The 23,036-nt window shown below is 64.0% G+C and carries 24 protein-coding genes and 1 pseudogene; 19 read left to right on the top strand and 6 right to left on the bottom strand.

What is annotated here, in order from left to right:
• Positions 1-7 precede the first annotated feature (7 nt).
• The 7 genes from AB7I51_RS02325 to AB7I51_RS02295 all read left to right on the top strand — a co-directional run bounded on the left by AB7I51_RS02325 (position 8) and on the right by AB7I51_RS02295 (position 7,207).
• Complete coding sequence (locus AB7I51_RS02325) at positions 8-697, top strand: RluA family pseudouridine synthase (protein WP_428403104.1); 690 nt, start codon at positions 8-10, stop codon at positions 695-697.
• 87 nt (positions 698-784) lie between these two features.
• Positions 785-2,293, top strand: a complete 1,509-nt coding sequence (locus AB7I51_RS02320; protein ID WP_428403105.1) for a TldD/PmbA family protein — start codon at positions 785-787, stop codon at positions 2,291-2,293.
• Between the two features lie 3 nt (positions 2,294-2,296).
• Positions 2,297-3,631, top strand: a complete 1,335-nt coding sequence (locus tag AB7I51_RS02315) for a metallopeptidase TldD-related protein (RefSeq protein WP_428403106.1) — start codon at positions 2,297-2,299, stop codon at positions 3,629-3,631.
• 26 nt (positions 3,632-3,657) lie between these two features.
• Entirely contained in the window at positions 3,658-4,395 is a 738-nt protein-coding gene (locus AB7I51_RS02310; RefSeq protein WP_428403107.1) for an MBL fold metallo-hydrolase, read from the top strand.
• Positions 4,396-4,753: 358 nt separating this feature from the next.
• Positions 4,754-5,737, top strand: coding sequence for an ABC transporter substrate-binding protein (locus AB7I51_RS02305; RefSeq protein ID WP_428403108.1), 984 nt, complete (start codon positions 4,754-4,756; stop codon positions 5,735-5,737).
• Positions 5,734-6,489 (top strand): ABC transporter permease, encoded by a 756-nt coding sequence (locus tag AB7I51_RS02300; RefSeq protein WP_428403109.1) that lies wholly within the window; start codon positions 5,734-5,736, stop codon positions 6,487-6,489. The genes AB7I51_RS02305 and AB7I51_RS02300 overlap by 4 nt, the downstream gene beginning before the upstream one ends.
• Entirely contained in the window at positions 6,431-7,207 is a 777-nt protein-coding gene (locus AB7I51_RS02295; RefSeq protein ID WP_428403110.1) for an ABC transporter ATP-binding protein, read from the top strand. Before AB7I51_RS02300 ends, AB7I51_RS02295 begins: the two co-directional genes overlap by 59 nt.
• A 186-nt stretch (positions 7,208-7,393) precedes the next feature.
• Here the strand turns inward: AB7I51_RS02295 and AB7I51_RS02290 are convergent, their stop codons facing one another.
• The 4 genes from AB7I51_RS02290 to AB7I51_RS02275 all read right to left on the bottom strand — a co-directional run bounded on the left by AB7I51_RS02290 (position 7,394) and on the right by AB7I51_RS02275 (position 11,180).
• The gene (locus AB7I51_RS02290; RefSeq protein WP_428403111.1) at positions 7,394-8,071 is read right to left on the bottom strand and encodes an SDR family oxidoreductase; all 678 of its coding nucleotides are present in this window, start codon (positions 8,069-8,071) and stop codon (positions 7,394-7,396) included.
• Between the two features lie 235 nt (positions 8,072-8,306).
• Positions 8,307-9,194 (bottom strand): RNA polymerase sigma factor RpoH, encoded by an 888-nt coding sequence (gene rpoH / locus AB7I51_RS02285; RefSeq protein ID WP_428403112.1) that lies wholly within the window; start codon positions 9,192-9,194, stop codon positions 8,307-8,309.
• A 180-nt stretch (positions 9,195-9,374) separates the two neighbouring features.
• Entirely contained in the window at positions 9,375-9,590 is a 216-nt protein-coding gene (locus tag AB7I51_RS02280; protein ID WP_428403113.1) for a DUF2283 domain-containing protein, read from the bottom strand.
• Between the two features lie 69 nt (positions 9,591-9,659).
• Entirely contained in the window at positions 9,660-11,180 is a 1,521-nt protein-coding gene (locus AB7I51_RS02275) for a helicase HerA-like domain-containing protein (RefSeq protein WP_428403114.1), read from the bottom strand.
• Between the two features lie 156 nt (positions 11,181-11,336).
• Between AB7I51_RS02275 and AB7I51_RS02270 the strand changes: the two genes are divergently transcribed.
• The 8 genes from AB7I51_RS02270 (at position 11,337) to AB7I51_RS02235 (ending at position 19,156) form a co-directional block, all read left to right on the top strand.
• Positions 11,337-11,687, top strand: coding sequence for a hypothetical protein (locus AB7I51_RS02270; RefSeq protein WP_428403115.1), 351 nt, complete (start codon positions 11,337-11,339; stop codon positions 11,685-11,687).
• Between the two features lie 72 nt (positions 11,688-11,759).
• On the top strand, positions 11,760-12,407 hold the full coding sequence (locus tag AB7I51_RS02265) for an SCO family protein (protein ID WP_428403116.1): 648 nt from the start codon (positions 11,760-11,762) through the stop codon (positions 12,405-12,407).
• Positions 12,408-12,524: 117 nt separating this feature from the next.
• Positions 12,525-13,289, top strand: coding sequence for a M48 family metallopeptidase (locus AB7I51_RS02260; protein WP_428403117.1), 765 nt, complete (start codon positions 12,525-12,527; stop codon positions 13,287-13,289).
• On the top strand, positions 13,286-13,807 hold the full coding sequence (locus AB7I51_RS02255; protein ID WP_428403118.1) for a DUF3280 domain-containing protein: 522 nt from the start codon (positions 13,286-13,288) through the stop codon (positions 13,805-13,807). The genes AB7I51_RS02260 and AB7I51_RS02255 overlap by 4 nt, the downstream gene beginning before the upstream one ends.
• Before the next feature lie 15 nt (positions 13,808-13,822).
• Positions 13,823-14,815 carry a bifunctional enoyl-CoA hydratase/phosphate acetyltransferase gene (locus AB7I51_RS02250; protein ID WP_428403119.1) on the top strand — a complete coding sequence of 331 codons (993 nt, stop codon included), beginning with the start codon at positions 13,823-13,825 and terminating at the stop codon, positions 14,813-14,815.
• Between the two features lie 258 nt (positions 14,816-15,073).
• Positions 15,074-16,153 (top strand): phenylalanine--tRNA ligase subunit alpha, encoded by a 1,080-nt coding sequence (pheS, locus tag AB7I51_RS02245; protein ID WP_428403172.1) that lies wholly within the window; start codon positions 15,074-15,076, stop codon positions 16,151-16,153.
• 193 nt (positions 16,154-16,346) lie between these two features.
• Entirely contained in the window at positions 16,347-18,761 is a 2,415-nt protein-coding gene (gene pheT, locus AB7I51_RS02240; protein WP_428403120.1) for a phenylalanine--tRNA ligase subunit beta, read from the top strand.
• Positions 18,758-19,156 carry a hypothetical protein gene (locus AB7I51_RS02235; RefSeq protein ID WP_428403121.1) on the top strand — a complete coding sequence of 133 codons (399 nt, stop codon included), beginning with the start codon at positions 18,758-18,760 and terminating at the stop codon, positions 19,154-19,156. Before pheT ends, AB7I51_RS02235 begins: the two co-directional genes overlap by 4 nt.
• A 389-nt stretch (positions 19,157-19,545) precedes the next feature.
• Here AB7I51_RS02235 and AB7I51_RS02230 read toward each other — a convergent pair whose 3' ends face one another.
• Positions 19,546-20,544: a sulfotransferase domain-containing protein gene (locus tag AB7I51_RS02230; protein WP_428403122.1), complete on the bottom strand. Its 999-nt coding sequence runs from the start codon at positions 20,542-20,544 to the stop codon at positions 19,546-19,548.
• Between AB7I51_RS02230 and AB7I51_RS02225 the strand changes: the two genes are divergently transcribed.
• The gene (locus AB7I51_RS02225) at positions 20,525-20,803 is read left to right on the top strand and encodes a DNA methyltransferase (protein ID WP_428406102.1); all 279 of its coding nucleotides are present in this window, start codon (positions 20,525-20,527) and stop codon (positions 20,801-20,803) included. The genes AB7I51_RS02230 and AB7I51_RS02225 overlap by 20 nt on opposite strands.
• A gap of 16 nt (positions 20,804-20,819) precedes the next feature.
• Positions 20,820-21,176 carry a hypothetical protein gene (locus AB7I51_RS02220; protein ID WP_428403124.1) on the top strand — a complete coding sequence of 119 codons (357 nt, stop codon included), beginning with the start codon at positions 20,820-20,822 and terminating at the stop codon, positions 21,174-21,176.
• Here AB7I51_RS02220 and AB7I51_RS02215 read toward each other — a convergent pair.
• Positions 21,071-21,382, bottom strand: a pseudogene (locus tag AB7I51_RS02215) (transposase); the annotation flags it as partial. The gene AB7I51_RS02220 and the pseudogene AB7I51_RS02215 sit on opposite strands and share 106 nt — an antisense overlap.
• A gap of 605 nt (positions 21,383-21,987) precedes the next feature.
• Between AB7I51_RS02215 and rplJ the strand changes: the two are divergent.
• Positions 21,988-22,503 (top strand): 50S ribosomal protein L10, encoded by a 516-nt coding sequence (rplJ, locus tag AB7I51_RS02210; RefSeq protein WP_409978949.1) that lies wholly within the window; start codon positions 21,988-21,990, stop codon positions 22,501-22,503.
• Positions 22,504-22,542: 39 nt separating this feature from the next.
• Complete coding sequence (gene rplL, locus AB7I51_RS02205) at positions 22,543-22,929, top strand: 50S ribosomal protein L7/L12 (RefSeq protein WP_428403125.1); 387 nt, start codon at positions 22,543-22,545, stop codon at positions 22,927-22,929.
• Positions 22,930-23,036: the final 107 nt, after the last annotated feature.

The following is a 23,036-nucleotide window of genomic DNA, read 5'->3' as shown; positions in this document are numbered from 1 at the left end:
GCCCGCCATGGACCTCCTCCCTCGCCTGCTCCACCGCGACGGGCTGATGCTGATCATCGACAAGCCCGCCGGCGTCGCCGTCCATCGCGGCCCAAAGGGCGGCCCGAGCCTTGAAGACGCCTTCGACCAGCTGCGCTTCGGTCTCCCCCGTCCGCCGGCGCTGGCGCACCGTCTCGACAAGGACACTTCCGGCTGTCTCGTGCTCGGGCGCCACCGCAAGGCGCTGGAGCGGCTCGGCCGGCTGTTCAAATCTGGCCGCGTCGGCAAGACCTATTGGGCGGTGGTCGAGGGCGCGCCGGCGGGCGAACAGGGCGAGATCGACCTGGCGCTTGGGCGGCTCGACGCGGGGCGCGGCTGGTGGATGCGGCCGGACGCGCTCGGTCTGCCGGCGCGCACGTCCTGGCGCGCGCTCGGCAGAAGCGCCGACGGCGCGCTCGCCTTCATGGAATTCACGCCGCATACGGGCCGCACGCATCAAATCCGCGTGCATGCGCAGGCGATGGGCTGGCCGATTCTCGGCGACCCGATCTATGGCTCTGGCCGCCGCGAGGGCGCGCCGCCGCTTCATCTTCATGCGCGCGCGGTGAGCGTGCCGATGCAGGACGGCAAGCCGCCCGTCGAGGCTCTCGCCGCGCCGCCCGCGCATATGGCTGAGGCGCTCGCCGCCTGCGACTGGCGGGGCGAAGCGCAGCCGTAGCGGAGCGATTGCAAATCGGCGCCGAAACGCCGAACATGTCACAGTGATTTGGAGCGACTGACGGAGGCCGCCGCCACGCATTCTCCAGTGGAATCCTCATGCCGGAGCCGTAGCGCCTTCGGGCTCGACCGTGGGCTGCTTTACGATCTCGCCGATATTGCGCTCGCCGCCGCGCGGCAAGGTGGCGCGAGCTACGCCGACCTCAGGATCGGCGAGACGCGGCGCGAATATGCCTTCGCCAAGGACGAGAGGCTGGAGAATTTCGACGAGCGCGCTTCGCAGGGCTTTGGCCTACGCGTGCTGCTCGACGGCTGCTGGGGGTTTTGCGGCGGGCGCCGGCTCGATCCTTCAAGTCTGCGTGACGGCGTCGAGCGCGCGCTGGAGAACGCCCGCGCCGTAAAGCCGATACAGTTTCAGCCGATCGAACTCGAGCGTCTGCCCGCGCATGAGGCCGAATGGATCATGCCCATGGGCGTCGATCCATTCGAAGCGTCAGCCGGCGAGAAGGCCGATTTGCTGCTGGCGATCATCGCCAGCGCGCGCGATCACGGCGCAGATTTTTGTTCGGCGTCTCTCTCGGCGGCCCGCGAAGAGCGATTCTTCGCCAACAGCCTCGGCAGCCGGATTCATCAGACGCGCACCCGGGTCGCGCCGAATTTTCAGGCGGCCGCGATCGATCGCGCCAAGGGCCGACTCGCGACGCGCGACTGCCTGACGCCGGCGCGTGGGGCCGGCTGGGATTATGTCCTCGGCGCCGGCCTGATTGAGCAAGCCGCGCGGGCGGGCGAAGAGGCGCGCGCCAAGCTCGACGCCAAGCCGGTGACGCCGGGCGATTACGAATTGGTGATCGACCCGACCAATCTGTGGCTGACAATCCATGAGACGGTCGGCCATTCGACCGAACTCGATCGCGTGCTCGGCTGGGAGGCGAATTTCGCCGGCACCAGCTTCGTCAAACCTCACATGCTGAATGAATTGCGGTTCGGCTCGGAGCTGATGACGATCGTCGCCGACCGCGCCCAGCCTGGCGCGCTCGCCACGATCGGCTATGACGACGACGGCGCCCCGGCGAAGGCCGCTGAATTCGCGATTGTCGAAAAAGGCGTGTTCAGGAATTTCCAGATGGCGCTGGGACAGGCGCATCTCATCGGCCTGTCGCATTCGAACGGCTGCGCCTATGCCGACAGCCCGACGACCTTTCCGATCCAGCGCATGCCGAATATTTCCTTGAAGCCCAATCCTCGGAAGTGCTCTTTTGACGATCTGATCAATGACGTCGAGAACGGGATTTATGTTGTCGGCGCCGGCAGCTGGAGCATCGATCAGCAGCGCGACAATTTCCAGTTCGGCGGGCAGCTCTTCTATGAAATCAAGAACGGCAGGCTCGGCGAGCTGCTGCGCGACGGCGCGTACCAGGGACGCAACACGCAATTCTGGAATTCTCTTTCAGGCCTGTGCGATGAAAGCGCCTATCACCTCGACGGCACCTTCACCTGCGGCAAGGCCGAGCCGGTGCAGCTTGCGCCGGTCTCGCATGGCAGTCCGCCAGCGCTGTTTCGCAACGTGCGCGTGCTGAACACGAGCGACGACGCATAGAGCATGTTTCTTTCCTCAGAAGACACAAAGGCGATCGCCGACAAGGTTCTCGCGCATTCCAAGGCCGACGCCTGCGCGGTGCATATCCAAGGCGGCCTCGATCAAAGTCTGCGCTTCGCACGCGGCGGCGCGACGACCAATCTCGCGAGCGCTGAAGCCAATCTGCGGATTTCGTCGCATGTCGGCGGGCGCATCGGCGCCTGCAGCATCTCGCGCTTTGACGACGACGCTCTCGCCGCCGCGGTCGCGCGTTCGGAAGAGATTGCGCGCATGTTGCCTGTCGATCCGGATTATGTCGCGCCGCTCGGTCCGCAAAATTACGGCTTCGCCAATCGCTATGACGAGGCGACGGCGCATTTGCGACTCGACGCGCTCGCGGGCGCCGCGGCGCGGGTGATCGCGGAAGGCGCGCGGATCGGCGTCGATACTTTCGGCTGCGCTACATCCGCGCGGCGATTCGACGCTTACGCCACGAGCGCCGGGCTCTTCGCCTATGAGCGGCGCAGCGAAATCGATCTCTCGGCCACGGCCCGCAACCGCGCCGATTCATGGTCGGGCTGGGCCGCTGCGCATCACTTCTTCGGCGACCGTCTCGACGCCGAGGCGATCGCCCGCGTCGCCTGTGCGAAGGGCGCGCATGATTCGACGCCCGTCGATCTCGAACCCGGCGCCTATACGGTGGTTCTTGAGCCGGACGCCACGGCTGAACTCGCCTTTTGGCTGATGAGAGCGATGGAGGCGCGCGCGGCGGATGAAGGCAGAAGCTTCTTCGCCCGGCCCGGTGGCGGCGCACTGATCGGCGAAATTCTGTTCGACGAAAAGCTGACGATCCGCGTCGATCCCGCCGATCCGATAGCGCCCGAAGCGGCGGTCGGCTTCGACGGCCTGCCGCATCGCGCCCGCGCCTTTGTCGAGAGGGGCGTCGCGACGACGCTCTATCGCTCGCGCGCCTGGGCGCAACGGACGGGCGCCGAACCGATCCCTTTTGCGCGCAATTTCGTGATGGCGGGCGGCGACGTTACGATCGACGACATGGTCCGTTCGGTGCGGCGCGGCGTTCTGGTGACGAGGCTTTGGTACACCAATATCGTCGAGCCGAAGAGCTTGCTGCTTACCGGCCTCACCCGCGACGGCAATTTTTTCATCGAGAACGGACGCATCGTCGCGCCGATGCGCAACATGCGCTTCAATCAGCGGCTCGGCGAGCTCTTCGCCAATATCAAGGCGCTCGGCCCGACGCGCCGAACCTGGCGCGCGGCGGGCGAAGGCGGCGCGCCGGCGGCGCCGGCGATGCTCGTCGAAGGCTTCAATTTCTCGTCGAAATCAAGCGGTATTTAGCAAATGATAGGCGTCGGGGGCTGAACATGGAAACCAAGGTCGACGAAATCGCCGAGCGCATTTATCGCTTGTCGACATTTGTGCCCGAGATCGCCGCGCCGGCCGGTTTCACCTTCAACCAGTTCCTTATCGACGCCGATGAGCCGTTCCTTTTTCATTGCGGGCCGCGCTCGCTGTTTCCGCCCGTATCGAAGGCGCTGGGCGCGATCACGCCGATCGAAGGGCTGCGCTGGATTTCATTCGGCCATGTCGAAGCCGATGAATGCGGCGCGATGAATCTATGGCTCGCCGCCGCGCCGCAGGCGCAAGTGGTTCACGGTCAGATCGCCTGCATGGTGTCGCTCAACGATCTCGCCGACCGGCCGCCGCGCGCGCTCGCCGACGGCGAGATCATGGACGTCGGCGGAAGGCGGGTGCGCTACATCGATACGCCACATGTGCCGCATGCATGGGAATCGGGGCTGATCTATGAAGAGATCACCCGCACACTCTTTTGCGGCGATCTCTTCACGCAGATCGGCCAAGGGCCGGCGCTCGTCAAAGAGAGCGTGCTGGAAGCCGCAATCGTGGCGGAGAACGCCTTTCAGGCCACGTCGCTGACGCCGGCGACCGGCCCGACCATTCGCATGCTGGCGACGCTCGCGCCGCGTCGGCTCGCTACGATGCATGGTTCCAGTTATGACGGCGATTGCGCCGCGCTGCTTTCGCAGCTCGCCGATTATTATGATGCGGCGCTTGCGGCGAAGAGCCAAACCTCTTCTTAAGAGCGACCGCCATGGCCGGGCTTGTCCCGGCCATCCACGCCGGGACGCTGCGCAATGATTTTGAGAGACGCGCGGCGGCGGCGCGTGGATGCCCGGCACAAGGCCGGGCATGACGCGGAGAGTTTGCGCTGTCATTCCCAACGGGCGGAAGCGTGATCGGGCATCCAGAGCAACGTTGCGAATAATCGATCCTCTGGATCCTCGATCGCGCTCCGCACGTCGGTTAATACCGCCTCCTCCCTATCCTTCTGCGACCGACCTCACCAAAAGGGGGAAGAAGGTGGCCTGCTGCAAGGCGACGCGCATCGACGATATGTCGATCCTGCGGTAAGACATCCAAACCAAACTCGAAGGAATTATGCGTAGCTTCATCGTCGCTCTCGCCGTCGGTCTCGCCGCCCTCTTCCTCGCCGTCGCGCCGGCGCAGGCCGAGAAGCTGCGCATCGCGCTGCAGAAGACCGGCACGCTCGGCTGGGAGCTTGCCGTCATCAAGGCTTTTGGCCTCGGCAAGGAGGCGAAGCTCGACATTGACGTGACCGAACTCGCATCGACCGACGCCGGCAAAATCGCCATTCAGGGCGGCGGCACCGACCTTATCCTATCCGACTGGCTGTGGGTCGCCCGTCAGCGCGCGCAAGGCCAGAAGCTGACCTTCTACCCGCATTCTTGCGCGATCGGCGCGGTGATGACGAAGAATCCGGAGATCAAAAACGTCAGTGATCTCGCCGGCAAGACTCTGGGCGTCGCCGGCGGGCCGCTCGACAAGAGCTGGCTGATGCTCAAGGCCTATGCGCTGAAGGATGGGGTTGACCTCGACAAGAGCGCGACCGTGCTTTATGGCGCGCCGCCGCTCATCGCCGAAAAGGCGCTGCAAGGCGAGATCGACGCCGCGCTCGAATTCTGGAATTTCGCCGCCGATCTCGAAGCGCAAGGCTTTGCCCGCGCCATTGAGCTGACCGACGTCGAAAAGGCGCTCGGCGCCAAGGGCTGCGTCGTCGTCACCGGCTATGTCTTCGACGAAGGCTTCGCCGCAAGGAACAAGGACCCGCTGGCGCGGTTCTTCGCCATGACGAGCAAAGCCAAAAGACTGATCGCGACATCCGACAGGGCCTGGGGCGCGGTCATCGCGCAGCGCCTCGCCAGCAAGGACGCCAGGACGCTCGACGTCTACCGCAAGCGCTATGTCGCCGGCGCGCCGCAGCGCCCGATCGCCGAGGAAGAGGCCGACGCCCGCACGCTCTATGGCGCGCTCGCCGCGGTCGGCGGCGAAAAGCTCATCGGCCCCGGCAAGACGCTCGATCCCGGAACCTTCTACAAAGGCGCCGAGGACAGGCCGAATTGATCCGCCTCCTCTCGCTTGCGGCGCTGCTCCTCCTTTGGCAGATCGGCGCGTCTCTGTCCGATCCGCATCGCCTTCCCGGACCCGCCGCCGTCTTCGAGAAAATCTACGAGGAGGCAATCTCCGGCGCGCTGTTCTTCAATCTCGCGATCACGCTGGCGCGCGTCGTCGCCGCCTTCGCACTCGCCATGAGTTTCGGCGCGGCGATCGGCTATGTCATGGGCCGCAACCGGCTCGTGGACAGGCTGCTCGATCCCTGGCTCGTCACGCTGCTTAATCTTCCAGCGCTGGTCGTCATCGTGCTCGCCTATGTCTGGGCGGGACTGACCGAAGTCGCCGCGATCGGCGCCGTTGCAATCAACAAGCTGCCGAACGCCATCGTCGTCGTGCGCGAAGGCGCCCGCGCGCTCGATCCGCATCTTGAAGACATGGCGCAAGTCTTTCGATTCTCGCCCGCCACGCGGTTTAAGCATCTCGTCCTGCCCCAGCTCGCGCCCTATCTTGCGGCGGCGACGCGCTCGGGCCTGTCGCTGGTGTGGAAGATCGTTCTCGTCGTCGAACTGCTCGGGCGCTCGAACGGCGTCGGCTTCGAGATCAACATGGCCTTTCAGCTCTTCGACATGAAGCTTCTGCTCGCTTACGCGCTTCCTTTCGTCGCGCTGATGCTTAGCGTCGAAGCCTTTCTGGTGCAGCCTCTTGAACGACACGTCTCACGCTGGCGGCGCGGCGTCTCTCGACGTCTCGATCGCGTCTAAGGATTATCATTCGGCGAGCGGACAGCCGCTTCGCGCGCTGGAGGATTTGCGGCTGACGCTGCCTGCCGGACAGGCGGGCGCGGTCGTCGGGCCGTCCGGCTGCGGCAAGACCACGCTGCTGCGGCTCATCGCCGGACTCGACAAGGATTATGTCGGCAGGATTACGCTCCCCGAACATGGTCGGCTCGGCATGGTCTTTCAGGAGCCGCGGCTGCTGCCCTGGCGCAGCGCCGTCGACAATATCCGCATCGCCGCGCCCAATGCGCGCGAAGAAGAGATCGCCGCGCTCCTCGACGAACTCGGACTCGCCGAACATGCGTCGCATTTCCCGCGCGAATTGTCGCTCGGGCTCGCCCGGCGCGTCGCGCTCGCCCGCGCGCTCGCCGTCAAGCCTGACCTGCTGCTGCTGGATGAACCGCTGGTTTCTCTCGACGCCGCCCTCGCTCGCGATCTGCGCGAGATGATCGCGCGGCTAATCGACGAGCGGCGCATCACCACACTGATCGTCACGCACGATCTACGCGAAGCGATTGCGCTGGGAGATCGTCTGTTTCTATTGTCGCCCCGTCCCGCTCGGGTCGTGGCGACGATCGACGCGCCGGCGCCGCGAAGCCAATTGCACGAAGAAGCGGCGGCGAGAATCGAGGCGCAGGCGCTGGCGGCGCTCGCCGCTGCACACGCGGGGTCGCAACGGCAGTCTCATTCGGATACCGGATAATCCATTTGCTTGGACCAGCGTCATTCCTGGCAGGCCGAAGGCCTGACCGGAAATCCAGAGTCACAACAAGAATCATGGATGTTGCTCTGGATTCCCCATCGCGCGCGTTGCGCGCGTCGGGAATGACGCCCGAGCCGTTCAGACCGATTTTGTACCAAACCGAATTAGCGTTTACCGTCGCGCGCCTTACCAGGGCAAGTCTTCGCCGCGATAGTCGAGATAGCGGCGCGTGTCGGCGAGAGTCAGCGACTCGACTGTTCGAATAATGCCGGCGACGCTGTCGCGCACGTGGAGCGTAGCGTTCGGCCCGCCCATGTCGGTGCGCACCCGGCCCGGACTGAGCGCGACGACGATGATTCCTTCCGGCCTCAGATCGTCGGCGAGACATTGCGCGATTTTGTTCAGTCCCGCCTTTGAGGCGCGGTAGGCGACGTTGAACGTCCCGTCGAGCGACATCGAGCCCAATCTGCTGGTCATCAATACGATGCGGGGATGGGCGCTGCGCTTCACATACGGCAGGAAGGCCTGAACGACGCGCAACGGGCCGAGCGCATTGACGGAAAGAAGATCGAGGGCGCCGTCGAAATCCATGTCGGTCGAGGATTGGCGTTGCGGCCCATAGGCGCCGGCGTTGGCGATCAGCATGTCGATCGGATCGGCAACCTGCGCGGCGGCGGCGCTGATCGCCGCCGCGTCGCGAACGTCAAATTGCAAGGGCGTCGCCTGCGGCGCCGCCGCTTCGAGCGCGGCGAGGCCCGCCGCGCTGCGCACGCTTGCGGTCACGCGCTCGCCCCGCGCCGAAAGCTGACGCGCGGCCTCCAATCCAATGCCGCGGCCCGCGCCGACGATGAGCCAGTGAGACATGGCGCTCCTCGCGCGCTGTCAATTCTCGCCGGCATCTTACTTAGCGCGCGCCGCGAATTAAGTGCGCCAAATCCGGCTTGTTTGAATCTTGCGAGCCAGGAGGCTCGCCAACGCTCCTCTGACCGATTCAGTTATTTCATGGCGTCGCCTTGGCTCGCGACCGCAGAGAGCAGGCGCGCCTCTCACGCGGCGGCGCAGCCGCCACCGCCCGATTGTCGCGACGCCTTTGGAAAGGTCACATCGCCGCCGGCGAATGCGCCGACTCGATGTGCGCGACGCCTTCGCGCACCGCCGCCTGCACCTTCTCGAAGGCGCGCACCTCGATCTGGCGCACCCGCTCGCGCGAGACCCCGAATTCCTCGGACAGGGTTTCGAGCGTGACGGGATCGTCGGCAAGACGCCGCGCCTCGAAGATGCGCCGCTCGCGCGGGTTGAGCACGTCGAGCGCGCCGCGCAGCGCCTTGAGGCGATTTTGGCTTTCCTCCTGGGCGACAAGCAGATGTTCTTGATCGACGCTGTCATCGACCAGCCAATCCTGCCATTCGCCTTCGCCCTCTTCGCGCAGCGGCGTGTTGAGCGAGGCGTCGCCGCCCATGCGGCGGTTCATATCGATGACGTCCTGCTTGGACACGCCGAGCCGATGCGCGATTTTCTCGACGTTTTCGGGCCTGAGGTCGCCTTCCTCGAAGGCGGAGATGCGGCTCTTGGCCTTGCGCAGATTGAAGAACAGCTTCTTCTGGCTCGCGGTCGTGCCCATTTTGACGAGCGACCATGAGCGCAGAATATATTCTTGAATCGAGGCGCGGATCCACCACATCGCATAGGTGGCGAGGCGGAAGCCGCGGTCGGGCTCGAAACGCTTGACCGCCTGCATGAGGCCGACATTGCCTTCCGAGACGATCTCGCCAATCGGCAGGCCGTAGCCGCGATAGCCCATGGCGATCTTGGCGACGAGCCGCAGATGCGACGTGATCAGCTCTTGCGCGGCCTTCGGGTCCTCATGCTCGCGCCAGCGCTTGGCGAGCATATATTCCTGCTGCGGCTCCAACATTGGGAACCGCCTGATTTCAGACAGATAGCGCGAGAGGCCGTCTTCTGAAACGATGGGCAAGGCATTCGCCATGAGTCCCTCCTGACGAACTCCCGACCGCGGCGAGTCCGCAAAGCGCGAGTCACGAAACGTCGACCGCGACAGGAGGTCATTATAGGGCGCCGCCTAGGGTCTCGAAAATGACGATTGCGTGAAGGGAGGCTAAAGCGCGGATTAAGTTTCAGCAATGTGAACAACGGTTAAAAAAGTCGCTCAGGCGACCTTCGCCGCGAACAGAGGCAAGAAAATCGTTTCGAGCATTGTTAAATCGAGTTTTTTTGAGGCGCCGTCGATATCGAAACCGACGATGTCGCCCGCTTCATCGAGCTCGACATTGACGCCGGTGATGATGTCGTGCGTTTCCATTCCGGGCGAAGACGTCAACTCGATATAAAGACTGCCCGTCTCCGGGTAGTAGTTGAGCTTCATGGCGCTTCTTTCCGATGCAAGCGCGTTGGCTTCGTCAATGACGCGCTTTCAAGCAGCTCAACGCCAACGTCATTTCGACATCCCGCCGAGCACGCCGCGCAGAATCTGGCGCGCGATCTGCGTGCCTGCGGAGCGCGCCGCCGATTGAATCGCAGCGCGCGCCGCGAGTTCGGCCGGCGACATGCGCTTTCTGTCGCCCTTGCCGAAAATGCCGCCCAAAATGCCGCCAAGCGTGCCGAGCAGGCCGCCGCCCGCCGCGCCGCTCTCCGCTTCGCCCTTCCCAGCGCGCGCCTGGAGCTTTTCGAAGGCGGATTCGCGATCGATCATCGTGTCGTATTTTCCGGCGAAAGGGCTCGCCGCCATGATCGCCTCGCGCTCCTGCGGCGATATCGGCCCGACGCGCGCCGACGGCGGCACGATCAGCGTCCGTTCGACGACTTCGGGCGTTCCCTTGGCGTCGAGCATCGACACCAGCGCTTCGCCGACGCCGAGCTGCATGATCGCCTCGGCTTCCTCTAGGCTGCGATTGTCGCGAAAGGTCTCCGCGGCGGCGCGCACCGCCTTTTGATCGCGCGGCGTGAAGGCGCGCAGCACATGTTGAATGCGGTTGCCGAGCTGACCGAGCACCGTGTCCGGCACGTCAATCGGATTTTGAGTGACGAAATAGACGCCGACGCCTTTGGAGCGGATGAGCCGCACAACCTGTTCGATGGCCGAAAGCAGCGCCTTCGGCGCATCATTGAAGAGAAGATGCGCCTCGTCGAAAAAGAAGACGAGCTTCGGCTTGTCGAGGTCGCCGACTTCCGGCAGCGTTTCGAACAGTTCGGAAAGCATCCAAAGAAGAAAGGTCGCGTAAAGTCGAGGCGCACGCATTAATCTGTCTGCGGAGACGATATTGATCACCCCGCGTCCGTCTCGATCGACGCGCAGGAAATCCATAATGTCGAGCGCCGGCTCGCCGAAGAATTTCTCGCCGCCCTGCGATTCCAGCACCAGCAGCTGTCGCTGAATAGCGCCGACGCTCGCCGATGCGACATTTCCATATTTCGCCCTGTATGTCGCCGCGTTCTCGGCGACATGAGCGAGCATCGCGCGCAGATCCTTAAGATCGAGCAGCAGCAGGCCCTGCTCGTCCGCCGCCTTGAATACGACATTGAGAACGCCTTCTTGCGTGTCGTTGAGATCGAGCAGACGCGACAGCAACAGCGGGCCCATCGCGGAAATCGAGGCGCGAACCGGATGTCCCTGCTCGCCGAAAACGTCCCAGAAGACGACAGGAAAACGGTCCGGCTCATAGGCGACGCCAATCTCCTTGGCGCGCGCGACGAAGGCCGGCTTGCCGTCGCCAGGCTGCGACAGTCCGGCGAGATCGCCTTTGACGTCGGCGAGAAAGACCGAGGCGCCGGCGTTGGAGAAGCCCTCGGCGAGAAGCTGCAAGGAGACGGTCTTGCCACCACCGGTCGCGCCCGCGATCAATCCATGACGATTGCCGAGTGCGAGCGTAAGGTATCGATAATCGCGCGGTTTCCCGTCCTTTACGCTTGCGCCGACGAGTATTTTGCCCGGAACCGCGTTGGGAGCGTCGCTCATGGTGAAGCGCTTTCGCAATTTAGGAATCGGAATGCGGCAAGCTACACCATCGGAGCCGCGTGCGCATGTTTCGGGCGGTTCGCTCCTGCTTAGGCTCCGGCAGCGCTTGGCGAACGGCGACAGGCGGGATAAGTTCGCCGCCCGGGAGAACGTCCAATGAAGCTACGCTTGGCGATGGTCGGCATTATCGCCGCCGTCGGAGTCGTGCAGGCGGTCGGCGCGACGAAGCTGCGACCGACGCCTTCGAAGCTGGCGCAAGCCGTCAATCTTGAGAACCGGCGTCTCGTGCCGCTGAAGAGCTTCGAGATCGTCATGACGGCGAAGGACAAGACCTCGGAAACCATAGTCGCCAAGATCGATAGGCCGGTCGCCGCGGGCGATCACGCGCAATTTCCGATCACTGGCGCTGCGGGCTGTCTTTTTGAGGCGCGCTGGGCGTTCGATGACGCGAAAGATTCGGGCGACGTGGACTTGTGCAATAACGCCCGTATAGTTTTCGCTGACTGACCGGCTCGCGCTCCGCCCGCGGAGCGAATGCGGCGACTCGCCGCCCATGAAAACAATCACAGGAAACGCACGATGGCCAACGGATCGAAGGGTGGCGCAAAGGGACTGAAGCGCGGCGCAAAAGGCGCACAATCCGCGAGCGGGCCGGGCGTCTCAAGGCCGCTGCTGATCGGCGTCGGCGCCGTCTTCGCGGCGGTTTTCGTCGCTTTCGTTTACTTCACCAGCGGCAAGCCGACGGGTCCGACGGAGACGATTGGCGGCCCGTTTCAGCTCACCGCCCATACCGGACAGCAGGTGACCGAACAGGATTTCCTCGGCCGGCCATTCCTGGTCTTTTTCGGCTATACGCATTGTCCCGACATTTGTCACACGACTCTTTTCGAAATGTCGGAAATCCTGCGGGCGATGGGACCGGATACGAAGGTCGGCGCGCTGTTCGTCACCGTCGATCCTGAGCGAGACACGCCCGAAGTCCTGAAAGACTATCTCTCCAATTTCGATCCGCGCATCATTGGCGTCACCGGGCCGCGCGCCTCGATCGATCCCGTGCTGCGCGAATACCGCATCTTCTCGAAACGCGCGGGAGACAAGGACGAAGATTATTCCGTCGACCACACCACTGTCGTCTATCTGATGGACAAGAACGGCCGTTTTGTCGCGCCGTTCAACGTGGCGCGACGCCCAGCGGACGCCGCGCGCGAGCTTCAGCGCTATCTGTAGCGCTCGCGGTCTATGAGCGGAGAGCGGCGCCAAAGGCGCCGCGCAAGCGAAATATTTTTGTCCGCCTGCAATTTTCGAACTCGCGACTCATGCGGCCTTTGCGGTAGCATGTGAATCATGCTGCGACTGCTGCGCGAAGGACCGGCGCCGAATGGCGCGTCGATTCTAACACTAGTTCACGCGGGTGAACCAATTCACGTCGCTCTGCGCCGATCGCAGAATGCGCGACGATTCACCTTGCGCGTGCGCTTCGCCGCGCGCGACGCGGTGTTGACCATGCCACAGCGGGCGTCCTTGCGCGATGCGCGCGATTTCGCTCAGCGCCACGCCGCCTGGATCGCCGCGCGTCTTAACAGACTGCCCGAAACCATTCCCTTCGCGCATGGTTCGATCACGCCGCTGCGCGGCGTCGATCACATGATCGCCCATCACCCGGAACGCCGCGGCGTCACCTGGGTCGAGCCGCGGAACGACTGTGAGGTTCCCTTCGCGCTTTGCGTCGCCGGTCAGGCGGCGCATGTGCATCGACGCGTTCAGGATTATTTCAAGCGAGAGGCGCGCCACGACCTCGAGGAGGCGGTCGCCCGCCATACCGCCGCGCTGAGCCTGCCGCCGCGCGGGGTTGGCCTTCGCGATCCGATCAGCCGCTGGGGGTCGTGCTCGGCCTCAGGCTCGCTCAATTTTTCGTGGCGGCTGATCATGGCGCCGCCCTTCGTTCTCGACTATCTCGCCGCCCATGAGGTGGCGCATCTCGCGCACCTCGATCACTCGCCGCGATTCTGGAAGCTGACGCGGCGGCTGTGCGCCGATACGGATCGCGCCGAAGCCTGGCTCTCGGCGCATGGCGCGCATCTGCATAAATACGGAGCCAGGGCGCGATGATCGGCCGGCGCAGCCTGCTCGGGCTCGCCCTGCTCCTGCCGCTGTTGGAGGCCGCGCCGGCGCTGGCCGAAGCGCCGCGACGACGCCTGCTGGTTCTCGATTTCGAATTGATCGACACGTCGAACGAACCGGTCGACCAAAGCGCCGAACATGCGAAAAGACTGGCGCGCGCGCGTGACGACATCGGCGCGGGCCTCGCCGCGCGAGGCGTCTATGACGTCGTCGATCGGGCGCCGATCGCTGCGGATCTCGACGCGATCCTCAAACGGACTTACATTCGTACCTGCAACGGCTGCGAACTGTCGCTTGCTGCAAAAGCCGGCGCCGATCTCGTGCTCACGGGCGTCGTCAACAAGGTCAGCACGCTTATTCTCAGCATGGGCGTTTCGATCGCGCGCGCCTCGACGGGCGAATTGATCTATCATCAAGGTTTCGATTTTCGCGGCGACAATGACCAATCCTGGGCGCGCGCGACGAAATTCTTCGTCGATCGCATCGCCCGCGACCCGCCGGTTTGAGCGAAGGAGGCCCGCATGAGCCAGAGCGCTGGCTGTGAACCGACGGCGACGTCGCGCCCGCCCTGGTCCATGGTGGCTCAGGCCCGCGCGCGCGGCGCGCTGCTTGATGAGCTGGTGAGCCGTGCGCAGGCGCTGCCGCCCATTCGCATGGGCGTCGTCCATCCTTGCGACACGCGGTCGATTGAAGGCGCGATCGCGGCGCGCGATAGAGGGTTGATCGTTCCGACCCTTATCGGACCTCGGGCGAAAATCGAAGCGGCGGCGCATGCCAGCGGCGTCTCGCTCGAAGGCGTCGAGATCGTCGACGCGCCGCATAGCCACGCCGCCGCCGACGAAGCGGTAGAGTTCGTGCGTCGCGGCCGTCTGCACGCTTTGATGAAAGGCGCGCTGCATACCGACGAATTGATGACCGCAGTGGTGCGCGACGGCGCCGGGCTGCGAACGGATCGCCGGATCAGCCATGTCTTCGTCATCGACGCGCCGAGCTACCACAAGCTGCTGCTCGTCACCGACGCCGCGATCAACATCGCGCCTACGCTCGACATCAAGCGGGATATCGTCCGCAACGCCGTCGACCTCGCCCATGCGATCGGCATCGAGCGTCCCAAGGTGGCGCTGCTTTCGGCGGTAGAGACAGTCGAAGGCAAAATCCCGTCGACCATCGAGGCGGCGGCGCTCTGCAAAATGGCGGATCGCGGCCAGATCGTCGGCGCCGAGCTCGACGGGCCGCTCGCTTTCGACAACGCCATTTCGCGCGACGCCGCCGAGGCGAAGCATATCGAATCGGAAGTGGCCGGGGACGCCGACATTCTCGTCGCGCCTGATCTTGAAGCAGGCAATATTCTCGCCAAGCAGCTCGTCTTCCTCGGCGGCGCCGATACGGCGGGTCTGGTGCTCGGCGCGCGCGTCCCGATTGTTCTGACGAGCCGCGCCGACGACATCGATTCACGCGTCGTTTCTTCGGCGCTAGCGCAGATTTTCACCCACCGGCCCCGCGCCGCGCCTTAGAGCGCGTGATCTGGCGTTCTCGACAGAACGCCCCCCGCGTGGCAGAACCCGGCGCAAGAATTCCCGGCGTGAACGGCCCATCTAAGCCCTCATGCTGAGGAGGCTCCGCACGAGCCGTCTCGAGGCACGAGGGCATAGGCCGCGCATTCATCGCGTCCTCGTCCTTCGAGACGCCCGCGCCCAAGTCGGGTAAGCCGGACTTGGGCGCCGGCTCCTCAGGATGAGGACGCAATGGGCGTCGCCAAAATCGAAACCGTCATGACCGACATCGCCAAACTCGAAGAAGATACGCTGCGCCAAATCGACGAGGCCGCCGACGAAACGGCGCTTGAGGCCGTGCGCCTCGCCGCGCTCGGCAAGAAGGGCGCAATCTCGGCGCTGCTCGCGAGCTTGGGCAAAATGTCGCCCGAGGACCGCAAGACCGAGGGCGCCAAGATCAATGCGCTCAAAGACAAGGCGGTTGAAGCCATCGCCGCGCGACGCGAGGCGCTCGCCGGCGCGGCGCTCGAAGCGCGGCTTAAGGCCGAGACCCTCGATGTGACCTTGCCGGCGCCGGCCAGTCCGCTGGAGCGCGGGCGCATCCATCCGATCTCCCAGGTCACCGACGAACTCTCGATCATCTTCGCCGATATGGGCTTCGCCGTCGCCGAAGGGCCCGACATCGAGAGCGACGACTACAATTTCACCAAGCTCAACTTCCCCGAGGGACATCCAGCGCGGGAAATGCAGGACACTTTCTTTCTCGCGCCGGCGGGCGGCGAGAAACGGCTGCTGCGCACCCATACGAGCCCGGTACAGGTGCGCACCATGCTGTCGCAGAAGCCGCCGATCCGGGTCATCTGCCCCGGCCGGGTCTATCGCTGCGACTTCGACCAGACTCACACGCCGATGTTCCATCAGATCGAAGGCCTCGTCATCGACGAGACGACGCATCTTGGGCATCTCAAATGGACGCTCGAAGAATTTTTAAAGAGCTTCTTCGAGGTGAAAGGCGTGAAGCTGCGTTTTCGTCCCTCCTTTTTCCCCTTCACCGAACCGTCGATGGAGGTCGACGTTCAGTGCCGGCGCCAGGGCGGCGAAATCCGCTTCGGCGAAGGTGAGGACTGGATGGAGATTTTGGGCTGCGGCATGGTGCATCCCAATGTGCTCAGAAATTGCGGCATCGATCCCGACCGCTATCAGGGCTTCGCCTTCGGCGTCGGCGTCGACCGGCTGGCGATGCTCAAATATGGCATGTCGGACCTGCGCGCCTTCTTCGACGCCGACACGCGCTGGCTGGAGCATTATGGGTTCAGGCCGCTCGACTTCCCGTCGCTCGCGGGCGGGTTGAGCGGGTAACGACAATCTCTCCGCGTCATGGCCGGGCTCGTCCCGGCCATCCACGTCACGCCGAACAGTAATTGAGACACGAAACTAGAATGGCGCCGCTCTCCTTCATCAATGTCGAAGTGCTTGGCGTGGATGCCCGCGACAAGCGCAGGCATGACGAGCCCTTGGCGCCGACGCTCGACAACTTCAAAGTTCGCAACTGATGAAATTCACCCTCTCCTGGCTTAAAGAACATCTCGACACGTCGGCTTCGCTTGGCGAGATCGTCGAAACGCTGACGCGCATCGGCCTCGAGGTCGAACATGTGCATGACCCCGCCGCGCAGCTGAAAGACTTCACCATCGCGCGCGTGATCGAGGCGAAGCCGCATCCCAACGCCGATCGCCTGCGCGTCTGCATGGTCGATACGGGAAGCGGCGCGCCGGTGCAGGTGGTCTGCGGCGCGCCCAACGCCCGCACCGGCATGAAGAGCGTCTTCTCGCCGCCAGGCACTTACATTCCCAGCAAGAAGATCACGCTCGGCAAGGGCGTCATCCGCGGCGTCGAGTCGCTCGGCATGCTCTGCTCTTCGGCCGAACTCGAACTGTCCAACGATCATGAAGGAATCATCGATCTGCCCGAGGACGCGCCGGTCGGCGCCATCTACGCGCAATGGGCCGGGCTCGACGATCCGATCATTGAGATCAATCTGACGCCCAATCGCCCCGACGCCGCCGGCGTGCATGGCGTCGCGCGCGATCTCGTCGCGGCGGGCCTCGGCGTTCTCAAGGAGAAGGACATTCTGCCGGTCGAGGGCAAATTCCCCTGCCCCGTCGGCGTGACGCTCGATTTTTCGCATGAAGACAAGCATCTCGCGCCCTTCTTCGGCCTGCGCCTGGTGCGCGGCGTCAAGAATCGACAAAGCCCCGCCTGGCTTCAGGCGCGCTTGCGCGAAATCGGCCTTCGCCCGATCAACGCGCTGGTCGACGTCACGAATTTCTTGACCTTCGATCGCGCGCGCCCGCTTCACGTCTTCGATGCGAAGAAGGTGAAGGGCGATCTCGTCGTGCGGCGCGCGAAGCAGGGCGAGACTCTGCTGGCGCTCGACGGACGGACTTATGAGCTCGATGAGAACATGGTCGTCATCTGCGACGACAATGGCCCTGAATCGCTTGCCGGCGTCATGGGCGGCGAGGCGTCAGGCTGTGATGAGAACACCACCGAGGTGCTGATCGAAACGGCGCTGTGGGACCCGATGAATATCGCCCACACCGGCCGCAAACTCGGCATTGTCACCGATGCGCGTTATCGCTTCGAGCGCGGCGTCGACCCGGCCTTTGCGCTTCCCGGCATTGAACTGGCGACGCAGCTCGTGCTCGAGCTCTGTGGCGGCGAGCCGTCGGAACTCTTGCTCGCCGGATCCGTTCCACGCGAGCCGCGCGTCATCGACTTCCCCTGGAGCGAGATCAAGCGGCTCGCCGGGATCGACGTCGCGCCCGCGCAAGCGACGGTCATTCTCGAACGTCTCGGCTTTACCGTCGAAAAGCGCGGCGACGCCGGCGCGCGCATCAGCGTCCCTTCATGGCGTCCGGACATCGAGGGCAAGGCCGACATCGTCGAGGAAGTCGTCCGATTGATCGGCGTCGACAATGTGCCCTCGACGCCGCTGCCCCGCGCTGAAGGCGTCGCGGCGCCCGTGCTGACCATGATGCAGAAGCGCGCCCGCAACGCCCGCCGTTCGCTCGCCGGCCAGGGTCTTGTCGAGGCGGTGACGTGGTCCTTCGTCTCGAAAGAACAGGCGGAAGCCTTCGGCGGCGGCGCGCCGGCGCTGGCGCTGGCCAATCCGATCGCCGCCGATCTTTCCGACATGCGGCCAAGCCTGCTGCCTGGCCTTGTCGCCGCCGCCGCACGCAACGCCGCACGGGCCCTGGGCGATCAGAACCTCTTCGAAGTCGGCCAGATCTTTCTCGACGCCACTGAGACCGGCCAGCGCCTAGCCGCGGCTGGCGTGCGGCGCGGACTCGCTGGCGCCGGGCGTCACTGGTCCGCGACAGCGCGGGAAACCGGCGCCTTCGACGCCAAGGCCGACGCCATGGCGTTGCTCGGCGCGCTCGGCGTTCCGACCGGCGGCCTGCAGATCGTTCCCGGCGGGCCGGCGTGGTTTCACCCCGGCCGTTCGGCGACGCTGCAATTCGGGCCGAAGACGGTCGTCGGCCATTTCGGCGAATTGCATCCGCGCGCCCTCAAAACGATGGACGTTGAGGGACCGGTCGCGGCTTTCGAGATCATTCTCGACGCGCTCCCCGCGCCCAAGGCGAAGCCGACGAAAATCAAGCCGAAGCTGGAGATATCCGATCTGCAGCCGGTCTCGCGCGACTTCGCCTTCATCGTCGATCGCGCCGCGCGCGCGGGCGATCTGGCGAAAGCCGCCCAAGGCGCGGACAAAGCCTTGATCGTCGATGTCGCCGTCTTCGACCTCTACGAAGGGAAAGGCGTGCCGGAGGGCAAGAAGTCGATCGGCCTCGCCGTCACTTTGCAGCCGCGCGAGAAGACTCTGACCGACGCGGAAATCGAAGCGATCGCGCAGAAGATCGTTTCAGAGGCGGAAAAGAAATGCGGCGCGACGCTGAGGGGATGACTGACATGCTTCGCGTGGGTCGTCATTGCGAGCGAAGCGAAGCAATCCAGAACCGCGGCGCCGCCGCAGGATTGCTTCGTCGCTGGGCGCCTCGCAATGACGCCCTGTTGGTCGCCACATTGCTATGCCTTCTCGCTCTTCCCGCCTTCGCAGCGCCAAGATCGATCGCCGACTGCGAGAAAATTCAGGAGGCCGACGCCTACAACCGCTGCCTCGCGTCTTTCGGGCCGACGCGCGGCCAGCGCGGCGCGACCTATCCGGGCGTCGCCAGCGAAGGCGTTCATGGCGGCGCCGGCCGTAGCGCCTATCGCGCTGCGCCGCGTTACGGCGGCGCGCAGTTTTCTTATCGGCGCGGCGGCCGGATGCGGATGGAGTTCACGCCGGGGCGGCGGTGAGGAGAGCCGCGCAGCGACCCGGATATTCGCCCGTTACTGGATGCTCGTCCAAAAAGAGCGCAGAACCGGCGACCGGTCACGGTCAGATTCGGGGTTATTTCGTCCCCGCCGACGAATAGGAACGCACGTCGGCCGACCCGACGACGAGAACGCAAGATGCAGGGTTTCGGAACGTCGATTCAGCACAAGGATTTCGTTTCTTTCACGCCGCCGCCTACATTACCTTCAACGATCAACGCCATCTCATCTCAGCAAGAGACGCATCGAGCTTTTCGGGCCTCGGCCATCGACACATGGCTTGCGGCCGCTGCAGCGCCATGAGCGCTGCTGTCGCCGACGAACATTTCGCGTCTGTCATATGGCGCCCCGTGACAAAGCCCTCGCAACGCTTACGCCATTTGCGGTCGCGCACGCTGCGTCTGTCCTACCGTGGACTGTTGTTGCTGCTTAGAGCGTTCACCTGTCTTCGCGCTAGCGGCGCGAGCGCCACCTTCGAGCCAGGCCTTCAAGTTCGGATCGAGACGCTCGGCGGAAAGCTTCTCATAGAGCGCCAGATTCGCTGGCGAGAGCGCGTCGCGCCACTGCCCGCGGCGCGCCATCTTGAAAAACGCGTTGGCGTCGCTCCATTCGCCCAAATGCGCGCCCGGCGCGACTTCTTCGCCGATCGTCTTCATAGCGTCGAAGCGGCCGGCGGCGACGAGCGACGGCCATATTGCCTCGTCAATGGGAATCCCGAGAAACGCGCTCAGCTGGCGCATCTCTTTGTCGAGATCGTCGCACAAATCGGCATAGTGCAAGAAGGCGATATTATTCAGCGTACGGAATTTCCAAAAGCTGCGCATAAAGTAGAACGCCGAGCCCCAAGGAAAACCGTCTTCCATCCAAGGCATTTCGGGCGTCGTCAGCCAGATGGGGAACAACAAGTTGGGATCGTTCGGGAACGGAAGACTCTCGCCCGGCGCGCCCAACCGATTCATGATCTCGGCCACGGTCTCGTCGGAGAGATTGCCGACATGGTCCATCATCGACAGGAAAGCGTCGCGCGGATCGCGGCCACAGACGACGTAAGATACGCGCGCATCGAAGGGAAGGCCGTCGAGCGGCGTGTGGGTTTTGATGATGCGGCGGAAAGGCTGCGCGTCGAAGTCGGCGACGACTTCATCGATCGGCTGCGCCAATCGGTCGAGCCAGCGCGAAAGGCGCGTCAGCGGCTGTGGCAGCGTCGCGCTCTGATGCACGAGGACCGCACACAGCATCTGCGTCCAGGTCGTGCCGCACTTGGGCGGCGAGCAGACGATGATGTCGCCCGCGCGCAGGACGAAGCTGTTCCAACGTGCGCTGTCATAGACAACGCCGGTGTAAACGTGGGTGCGCGTCGGCGTGCTCATCGTGAGCCCGAATATCGAGGACGACCGTGTCGAAAAAACGAAGCATCCCTGTCAATTTCAGGTAGCGCTCGTGGAACGACTTGCGCTGTCTCTAACGAACTCTGGAGATTCGGTATGTGATATGGGCGTCGGCTCATCTGCAATTGCCGCCCTAAAGCACGGTCGAAAAGGCTTTGGATGCAATGTCGTTGAAGACGACCTATCGATCGCGTGGGATAGAATATTCCATTTGCGCGCAGGCGTGGTGACAACACAGTGAATGGATAAGCACGTGTATGACCCAACAAAGCCGCATGGCGGTCATCGGCGACAATGAAGGCTTTCTATCCGCATCTGGGCGGATTGGAGCATCAACTCACATGCGCCGGATTGACTGCGAGTTTGTGACCATCCTGTCCAGACTGACGGGCGCTTGCAAGACCTTGGCGCCGGCGAACGCGACGCCGAGCGTTGAAAATTGTCGCGATTCCCGTCATCGAGACGCGCCTTCTCCCGTCGTATCTCGCGCTCGTTACAACCAAAAGCACTACGCTGTTGATGTGACTGGCGGTGGCCGAAGCGCCGCGATTATCCGCAAGATGTTCGCGAACAGGTCTCGTGAAATGGCCGCCGCGATCTGGAAGACCACATAGCGGGCGTGACCGACGACCTTCGCGCCGAACTTGATCAGCCTATCCTTGAGCGTCGTCGGCGACCAATCTTCGATCGGTTCCGGCTTCGTCAGCGCGCGGAGGAAATTGCCGCGGCCGTACGCGAGCGCGTGAAGCTGAAGGCGAACGGCTTTGGCGGCGAAGGAGCGACAAGAAGGCCGCGTCCAATTGAGCGCGATTTTCAATTCGGTTTTCCGCCGCCCCGGTTTTTTCGCTCAAATTCGTGACGCGTTCATCGCTTTCCATTTAGCTTAAACTTGGCTTTAAGCTCCCCGACTAGGGGCGTAACCGGAGCGGTGACTAAAATCAGCGAACAAATTTTCCCCTTGGCAAACCGCTCACGCCCCCTTAAATAAGGCCCTCCGGGGCTGGCCAATCGACCTGCGGCCCCGTTTTCAGATTTGAGCTTCCGCCTCGACCCAAGTCGGTTCAAGGACTTAGGAAAAGGCGGCGGATAGGCCGGCGGACCCGGGGTTCCCCCTCGTGTCTTGTCCGGCCATGTCCTGTCCGAGACTGCCGGCGCGCGCAAGGGGCTTTTTAGGCCCTGCAGCGGCTCAATCGGCCCGATGAGGACGGAGCGATCCGTCGTCTTGAAGGCGGCCTGCATAGACGGGGAAACCGGAATTTTAATGGCGCAGACGGCTCGCCCCGCAAGCGTCCTTCAAGTTTGGTTCGCGCCCCTTCAACCGCCGCGGTTCGCCCGCGACGGGGACAGGATCTACGGCGCCGCTCGCCCCAAACGAGCGGCATGTCGCAGCCGGCGGGATTTTCCCGCCAGTTAGAGAGAGCAACCGTGGACAGAGCGGAGAAACAGGAAGCGGTCGCGGCGCTGCGCGAAGTCTTTTCGAAGACCGGCGTCGTCGTCGTCGCCCACTACTCCGGCCTGACCGTGGCCCAGCTGCAGAACCTGCGCAAGCAGGCCCGCAACGCTGGCGCGACGGTTCAGGTCGCCAAGAACCGCCTCGCCAAGATCGCTCTCGATGGCGCCGACGTCGCCTCCATCGCGCCCCTGCTCAAGGGGCCGACCCTGATCGCCTATTCGGACGATCCGGTGGCGGCGCCGAAAGTCGCCGTGGCCTTCGCCAAGGATCACAACAAGTTTGTCATCCTCGGCGGCGCCATGGGCAAGACTGCTCTGAATCCGGACAGCGTCAAGTCGCTTGCGACGATGCCGTCCCTTGACGAACTGCGCGGCAAGCTCGTGGGCCTCATCCAGGCGCCCGCGACCAAGATCGCTCAGCTCTCCACCGCGCCGGCCGCCAAGCTGGCGCGCGTGTTCGGGGCCTACGCCAAACGAGACGCGGCCTAAGAGGCCATCACGCAGAACCAAATTCAAAGGACGTCAATCATGGCAAATCTGGAAAAAATCGTCGAAGACCTTTCGGCGCTTACCGTTCTCGAGGCGGCCGAGCTCGCCAAAATGCTTGAAGAGAAGTGGGGCGTCTCAGCGGCCGCGGCCGTCGCCGTCGCCGCCGCTCCTGGCGCCGGCGGGGGCGGCGCCGCCGCTCCTGCCGCCGAGGAGAAGACCGAGTTCAACGTGATCCTGGCCGCGGCCGGCGAGAAGAAGATCGAGGTCATCAAGGAGGTCCGCGCGATCACCGGCCTCGGCCTGAAGGAGGCCAAGGATCTGGTCGAAGGCGCGCCCAAGCCCGTCAAGGAAGGCGCGAGCAAGGAAGAGGCCGAGAAGATCAAGGCCGCGCTCGAAAAGGCCGGCGCCAAGGTCGATCTCACCTAAGTTTTTCCGCCGCGCTTTTCGCGCGGCGCTGCGATCGCCGCAGCCTCGGCAAGCCGGGGCTGCGGCCAACAAACAACAAGGCGCTCACGGACGCGGGAATTACGCCG

Source organism: Methylocystis sp. (assembly GCF_050246715.1).
In the GTDB taxonomy this organism is placed as follows: Bacteria; Pseudomonadota; Alphaproteobacteria; order Rhizobiales; family Beijerinckiaceae; genus Methylocystis.
This window is presented reverse-complemented; position numbering and strand designations above follow the sequence as displayed.

What these genes read in the sequence shown, in the direction of transcription:
- AB7I51_RS02325 (WP_428403104.1), top strand. Translation starts at nt 8, where the DNA reads ATGGACCTCCTCCCTCGCCTGCTCCACCGCGACGGGCTGATGCTGATC.
- AB7I51_RS02315 (WP_428403106.1), top strand. Translation starts at nt 2,297, where the DNA reads ATGTTTCTTTCCTCAGAAGACACAAAGGCGATCGCCGACAAGGTTCTC.
- AB7I51_RS02310 (WP_428403107.1), top strand. Translation starts at nt 3,658, where the DNA reads ATGGAAACCAAGGTCGACGAAATCGCCGAGCGCATTTATCGCTTGTCG.
- AB7I51_RS02305 (WP_428403108.1), top strand. Translation starts at nt 4,754, where the DNA reads ATGCGTAGCTTCATCGTCGCTCTCGCCGTCGGTCTCGCCGCCCTCTTC.
- AB7I51_RS02290 (WP_428403111.1), bottom strand. Translation starts at nt 8,071, where the DNA reads ATGTCTCACTGGCTCATCGTCGGCGCGGGCCGCGGCATTGGATTGGAG.
- rpoH (WP_428403112.1), bottom strand. Translation starts at nt 9,194, where the DNA reads ATGGCGAATGCCTTGCCCATCGTTTCAGAAGACGGCCTCTCGCGCTAT.
- AB7I51_RS02280 (WP_428403113.1), bottom strand. Translation starts at nt 9,590, where the DNA reads ATGAAGCTCAACTACTACCCGGAGACGGGCAGTCTTTATATCGAGTTG.
- AB7I51_RS02275 (WP_428403114.1), bottom strand. Translation starts at nt 11,180, where the DNA reads ATGAGCGACGCTCCCAACGCGGTTCCGGGCAAAATACTCGTCGGCGCA.
- AB7I51_RS02270 (WP_428403115.1), top strand. Translation starts at nt 11,337, where the DNA reads ATGAAGCTACGCTTGGCGATGGTCGGCATTATCGCCGCCGTCGGAGTC.
- AB7I51_RS02265 (WP_428403116.1), top strand. Translation starts at nt 11,760, where the DNA reads ATGGCCAACGGATCGAAGGGTGGCGCAAAGGGACTGAAGCGCGGCGCA.
- AB7I51_RS02260 (WP_428403117.1), top strand. Translation starts at nt 12,525, where the DNA reads ATGCTGCGACTGCTGCGCGAAGGACCGGCGCCGAATGGCGCGTCGATT.
- AB7I51_RS02255 (WP_428403118.1), top strand. Translation starts at nt 13,286, where the DNA reads ATGATCGGCCGGCGCAGCCTGCTCGGGCTCGCCCTGCTCCTGCCGCTG.
- AB7I51_RS02250 (WP_428403119.1), top strand. Translation starts at nt 13,823, where the DNA reads ATGAGCCAGAGCGCTGGCTGTGAACCGACGGCGACGTCGCGCCCGCCC.
- pheS (WP_428403172.1), top strand. Translation starts at nt 15,074, where the DNA reads ATGACCGACATCGCCAAACTCGAAGAAGATACGCTGCGCCAAATCGAC.
- pheT (WP_428403120.1), top strand. Translation starts at nt 16,347, where the DNA reads ATGAAATTCACCCTCTCCTGGCTTAAAGAACATCTCGACACGTCGGCT.
- AB7I51_RS02235 (WP_428403121.1), top strand. Translation starts at nt 18,758, where the DNA reads ATGACTGACATGCTTCGCGTGGGTCGTCATTGCGAGCGAAGCGAAGCA.
- AB7I51_RS02230 (WP_428403122.1), bottom strand. Translation starts at nt 20,544, where the DNA reads ATGAGCACGCCGACGCGCACCCACGTTTACACCGGCGTTGTCTATGAC.
- AB7I51_RS02220 (WP_428403124.1), top strand. Translation starts at nt 20,820, where the DNA reads ATGACCCAACAAAGCCGCATGGCGGTCATCGGCGACAATGAAGGCTTT.
- rplL (WP_428403125.1), top strand. Translation starts at nt 22,543, where the DNA reads ATGGCAAATCTGGAAAAAATCGTCGAAGACCTTTCGGCGCTTACCGTT.